4 protein-coding genes are annotated in these 5,074 nt (G+C 68.2%); all 4 read right to left on the reverse strand.

Annotated features, from left to right (window positions below):
* On the reverse strand, positions 1-137 hold a 137-nt coding region (locus tag DIE22_RS37555), incomplete at its 3' end, for a formate dehydrogenase subunit delta (RefSeq protein WP_148092774.1).
* 7 nt (positions 138-144) lie between these two features.
* Positions 145-3,096, reverse strand: a complete 2,952-nt coding sequence (fdhF, locus tag DIE22_RS37560) for a formate dehydrogenase subunit alpha (protein WP_124607530.1) — start codon at positions 3,094-3,096, stop codon at positions 145-147.
* Positions 3,097-3,113: 17 nt separating this feature from the next.
* The gene (locus DIE22_RS37565) at positions 3,114-4,691 is read right to left on the reverse strand and encodes an NADH-quinone oxidoreductase subunit NuoF (protein ID WP_124607531.1); all 1,578 of its coding nucleotides are present in this window, start codon (positions 4,689-4,691) and stop codon (positions 3,114-3,116) included.
* A partial coding sequence (locus tag DIE22_RS37570) for an NAD(P)H-dependent oxidoreductase subunit E (RefSeq protein WP_124607532.1) occupies positions 4,688-5,074 on the reverse strand: 387 nt, incomplete at its 5' end. The genes DIE22_RS37565 and DIE22_RS37570, both read right to left, overlap by 4 nt.

A 5,074-nucleotide genomic window follows, 5' to 3' on the forward strand; every position in this document is an offset into this window, starting at 1 on the left:
AGCGCACGCCGCATCCGCGGCTCCCAGAAGCGCCGGATATGCTCGGCGATTCCGGCCAGCGCTTCTTCGCGATCGGGCATCGATTCGAAGAAAGCGCCGATCTGGTTGGCCATGTCGATCAGGTGTCCGTTGTCCATCGCGTCCTCACTTGCCCGTCGTCACGGCAGCCGACGCGGCGGCACGGCGCTCGAGCAGGTCGAGCTGCTCCGAGTTGAAGCGCGCGTACGCACGCTGCCAGTCGGACGGCTGCGCAACCGGCATCACCTGCACGGCAGTCACCTTGTATTCCGGGCAGTTCGTCGCCCAGTCGGAGCTGTCCGTCGTGATCACGTTCGCGCCTGATTCGGGGAAGTGGAACGTCGTGTACACGACGCCCGGCTGCATGCGGTCGGACACGAGCGCACGCAACACGGTCTGGCCCGCCCGCGATTCGATGCCGACCCAGTCGCCGGTCCGGATCCCGCGATCCTCCGCGTCGTGCGGATGGATCTCGAGGCGGTCCTCTTCGTGCCACCGGACGTTCTCGGTCCGGCGCGTCTGCGCACCGACGTTGTATTGCGACAGGATGCGGCCCGTGGTCAGGATCAGCGGATAGCGCTGCGTGACCTTTTCCGGCGTCGGAATGAACTGCGTGATCACGAACCGGCCCTTGCCGCGCACGAACGCGTCGATGTGCATCGTCGGCGTGCCGTCCGGCGCCTGTTCGTTGCACGGCCACTGGATGCTGCCGAGCGCATCGAGCTTCGCGTACGACACACCCGAGAAGGTCGGCGTGAGCCGCGCGATTTCGTCCATGATTTCCGACGGATGCGTGTAGTGCATGTCGTAGCCGAGCGCCTGCGACAGCAGCAGCGTCACTTCCCAGTCCGCGTAGCCCGCGAGCGGCGGCATCACCTTGCGTACGCGCGAGATGCGGCGCTCCGCGTTCGTGAACGTGCCGTCCTTCTCGAGGAACGTCGAGCCCGGCAGCAGCACGTGCGCGTATTTCGCGGTTTCGTTCAGGAAGATGTCCTGCACGACGATGCATTCCATTGACGACAGCGCGGCGGCGACGTGCTGCGTGTTCGGGTCCGACTGGACGATGTCCTCGCCCTGGCAGTAGAGCCCCTTGAAGCTGCCGTCGAGCGCCGCGTCGAACATGTTCGGGATGCGCAGCCCCGGTTCCGGCTGCAGCGTGGCCGACCATGCTTCTTCGAACTGACTGCGCACGCTTGCGTCGCTGATGTGCCGGTAGCCGGGCAGCTCATGCGGGAACGAGCCCATGTCGCACGAGCCCTGCACGTTGTTCTGGCCGCGCAGCGGATTGACGCCGACGCCTTCGCGGCCGATGTTGCCGGTTGCCATCGCGAGGTTCGCGATGCCCATCACCGTCGTCGAGCCTTGCGCATGTTCGGTCACGCCGAGGCCGTAGTAGATCGCGGCGTTGCCGCCGGTCGCATAGAGCCGCGCGGCTTCGCGCACCAGCTCGGCCGGCACGCCCGTCACGTCCGCGGTCGCTTCGGGCGAGTTGTCGGCACGCGACACGAAGTCGCGCCATTGCTCGAACGCGCGCGTCTCGCAGCGTTCGGCGACGAACGCGTCGGCGACGAGCCCTTCGGTGACGATCACGTGCGCGAGCGCATTGACCATCGCGACGTTGGTGCCGGGTCGCAGCTGCAGGTGGTGCGTGGCCTTCACGTGCGGGCCGTCGACCACGTCGATGCGGCGCGGGTCGATCACGATCAGCTTCGCACCTTCGCGGATGCGCCGCTTCATGCGTGAGCCGAACACCGGATGGCCGTCGGTCGGGTTCGCGCCCATCACGACGATCACGTCGGCTTGGCTGACCGACGCGAAGGTCTGCGTGCCGGCCGATTCGCCGAGCGTCGTCTTCAGGCCATAGCCGGTCGGCGAATGGCACACGCGCGCGCAGGTGTCGACGTTGTTGTTGCCGAATGCGGCGCGCACGAGCTTCTGCACGAGGTAGGTTTCCTCGTTCGTGCAGCGCGACGACGTGATGCCGCCGATCGAATCGCGGCCGTACTTCTGCTGCAGCTTGCGGAATTGCGTCGCCGCGTAGGTGAGCGCCTCTTCCCAGCTGACTTCGCGCCACGGGTCGGTGATCTTCTCGCGGATCATCGGCTTCGTGATGCGGTCCTTGTGTGTTGCGTAGCCCCATGCGAAGCGGCCCTTCACGCACGCGTGGCCTTCGTTCGCGAGGCCGTTCTTGTGCGGCGTCATGCGCACGACCTGCGTACCCTTCATCTCTGCCTTGAACGAGCAGCCGACGCCGCAGTACGCGCAGGTCGTGACGACCGAGTGCTCGGCCTGGCCGAGCTGGACGACGGACTTTTCCTGCAGCGTGGCGGTCGGGCAGGCGGCGACGCAGGCGCCGCACGACACGCATTCCGATGCCATGAACGGTTCGCTTTCGCCGGCGGCGACGCGTGATTCGAAGCCGCGCGCGGCGATCGTCAGCGCGAACGTGCCTTGCGTTTCCTCGCACGCGCGTACGCAGCGGTTGCACACGATGCACTTCGACGGATCGTACGTGAAGTACGGATTCGATTCGTCCTTCTGCTCGCGCAGGTGATTCGCGCCGTCGAAGCCGTAGCGCACTTCGCGCAAGCCGACGACGCCCGCCATGTCCTGCAGCTCGCAGTCGCCGTTGGCGGGGCAGGTGAGGCAGTCGAGCGGGTGGTCGGAGATGTACAGCTCCATCACGTTGCGGCGCAGCGACTGCAGCCGGTCCGACTGCGTGCGCACCTTCATCCCGGCTTCGGCGGGCGTCGTGCATGACGCCGGGTAGCCGCGTCGGCCTTCGATTTCGACGAGGCACAGACGGCACGAGCCGAACGGTTCGAGCGAATCGGTCGCGCAGAGCTTGGGCACGTTGACGCCGGCTTCGATCGCGGCGCGCATCACCGACGTGCCGGCCGGCACCGTCACCGGCTGGCCGTCGATTTCGAGCGTGACGTCGGTATCGGCGTGCCGTTGCGGCGTGCCGTAGTCGGTATCGTCGAGCGGATCGAATGCGCGCGCCTGTGCGGCGCTCTTGCACGCGCATTGGCCCGAGCCGCAGCCGCCTTGGCGGACGTTGTTCGTGTCGAGGGACATGCAGGGCTCCTTCTGGGTCAGGCCGCAGCCTTGACCGGACCCGACGCGGCTTGCTTGCCGGCGGCGAGCCCGAAATCTTCGGGGAAATGGTCGAGCGCGGACAGCACCGGATACGGCGTCATCCCGCCCATCGCGCACAGCGAGCCGGCGAGCATCGTGTCGCACAGGTCGCGCAGCAGCGTGACTTGTCGCTCCGACCTGTCGCCTTCGCGAATGCGTGCGATCGTCTCGACGCCGCGCGTCGATCCGATCCGGCACGGCGTGCACTTGCCGCACGATTCGATCGCGCAGAACTTCATCGCGTATTCGGCGAGCTCCGCGAGATTCGACGTGTCGTCGTGCAGCACGATGCCGCCGTGGCCGACGACCGCGCCGATGGCCGTATAGGCCTCGTAGTCGAGCGGCACATCCCACTGGTGTTCGGGCAGATAGGTGCCGAGCGGGCCGCCGACCTGGGCGGCGCGCGCGGGCCGGCCGCTTGCCGTGCCGCCGCCGTAGTCGAACAGGAGCTCGCGCAGCGTGACGCCGAACGCGAGCTCGACGAGACCGCCGTGGCGAATGTTGCCCGCGAGCTGGAACGGCAGCGTGCCGCGCGAGCGGCCCATCCCGTAGTCGCGATAGAACGCGGCGCCGCGCGCGAAGATCACCGGCGCGGTCGCGAGCGTGATGACGTTGTTGATCACGGTCGGCTGACCGAACAGGCCGGCGAGCGCAGGCAGCGGCGGCTTCGCGCGCACGACGCCGCGCTTGCCTTCGAGCGATTCGAGCAGTGCCGTTTCCTCGCCGCACACGTACGAGCCGGCGCCCTTCGCGACGTGCAGGTCGAACGCATGCGCGGAGCCGAGCACGTGTTCGCCGAGCCAGCCGGCTTCGCGGGCGCGCACGATCGCGGTTTCGAGTGCCGCGATCGCGTGCGGGTATTCGCTGCGCACGTAGATGTAGCCGAGCGTCGCGCCCGTCGCGATGCCTGCGATGATCATCCCTTCGATCAGGCAGTACGGGTCGCTTTCCATGATCAGGCGATCGGAGAACGTGCCCGAATCGCCTTCATCCGCGTTGCAGACGATGTATTTCTGCGTCGCGCTGGCCTGCCGGACGGTGCGCCACTTGATGCCGGCCGGGAAGGCCGCGCCGCCGCGGCCGCGCAGCCCCGATTCGATCAGCAATTCGCACGCGGCGTCGCCGTCGAGCGCGAGTGCGTTCTTCAGGCCGGCGAGGCCGTCGTGCTTCAGGTAGTCGTCGATCGACAGCGGATCGGTCAGGCCGATGCGCGCGAACGTGAGGCGCTGCTGGCGCGCGAGATAGGGCAGCGCATCGACGAGGCCGACGCCGCTCGGGTGCGCGCCGCCGTCGAGCCAGTTCGCGTCGAACAGCGCGGACACGTCGGCGGCCGACAGGTTCGCGTAGCCGACGCGCCCGGCGGACGTGCCGACCTCGACGAGCGGCTCGAGCCACAGCAACCCGCGCGAACCGTTGCGGATCAGTTCGATCGCGACCCCGCGCCGCTCGGCTTCCGCGACGATCGCGGCGGCGAGGGCGTCGGCGCCGAGCGCCAGCGCGGACGAATCGCGCGGAACGTAGATGCGGGTCGTCATGCGGCCTCCGGGGTGTGGGCGGCCGCGTCGGCGAGCAGGGCGTCGAACTTCTCCGGCGTGACCTTGGCGTGCAGCACGCCGTTGACCGTCATCGATGGCGATTGTGCGCACAGCCCGAGGCAGTAGACCGATTCGAGCGCGACGTCGCCCGGCGCGTGTGCAGCGGCGCCATCGCCGTGCGCGGCGTCGAACCGGCAACCCGTGCGCGCTTCCGCGTGCGCGGCCAGTGCTTCGCAGCCCATGCTGCGGCAAGCCTCGGCGCGGCACATCTGGATCGTCACGCGCGCGGGCGGCGCGGTGCGAAAGTGGTGGTAATAAGTGAGCACGCCGTGCACTTCGGCGCGCGACAGGTTCAGCGCCTTCGCGAGCGGCGCGATGCAGCC

It is taken from the genome of Burkholderia sp. Bp9142 (genome assembly GCF_003853415.1).
In the GTDB taxonomy this organism is placed as follows: Bacteria; Pseudomonadota; Gammaproteobacteria; order Burkholderiales; family Burkholderiaceae; genus Burkholderia.

What these genes read in the sequence shown, in the direction of transcription:
- fdhF (WP_124607530.1), bottom strand. Translation starts at nt 3,096, where the DNA reads ATGTCCCTCGACACGAACAACGTCCGCCAAGGCGGCTGCGGCTCGGGC.
- DIE22_RS37565 (WP_124607531.1), bottom strand. Translation starts at nt 4,691, where the DNA reads ATGACGACCCGCATCTACGTTCCGCGCGATTCGTCCGCGCTGGCGCTC.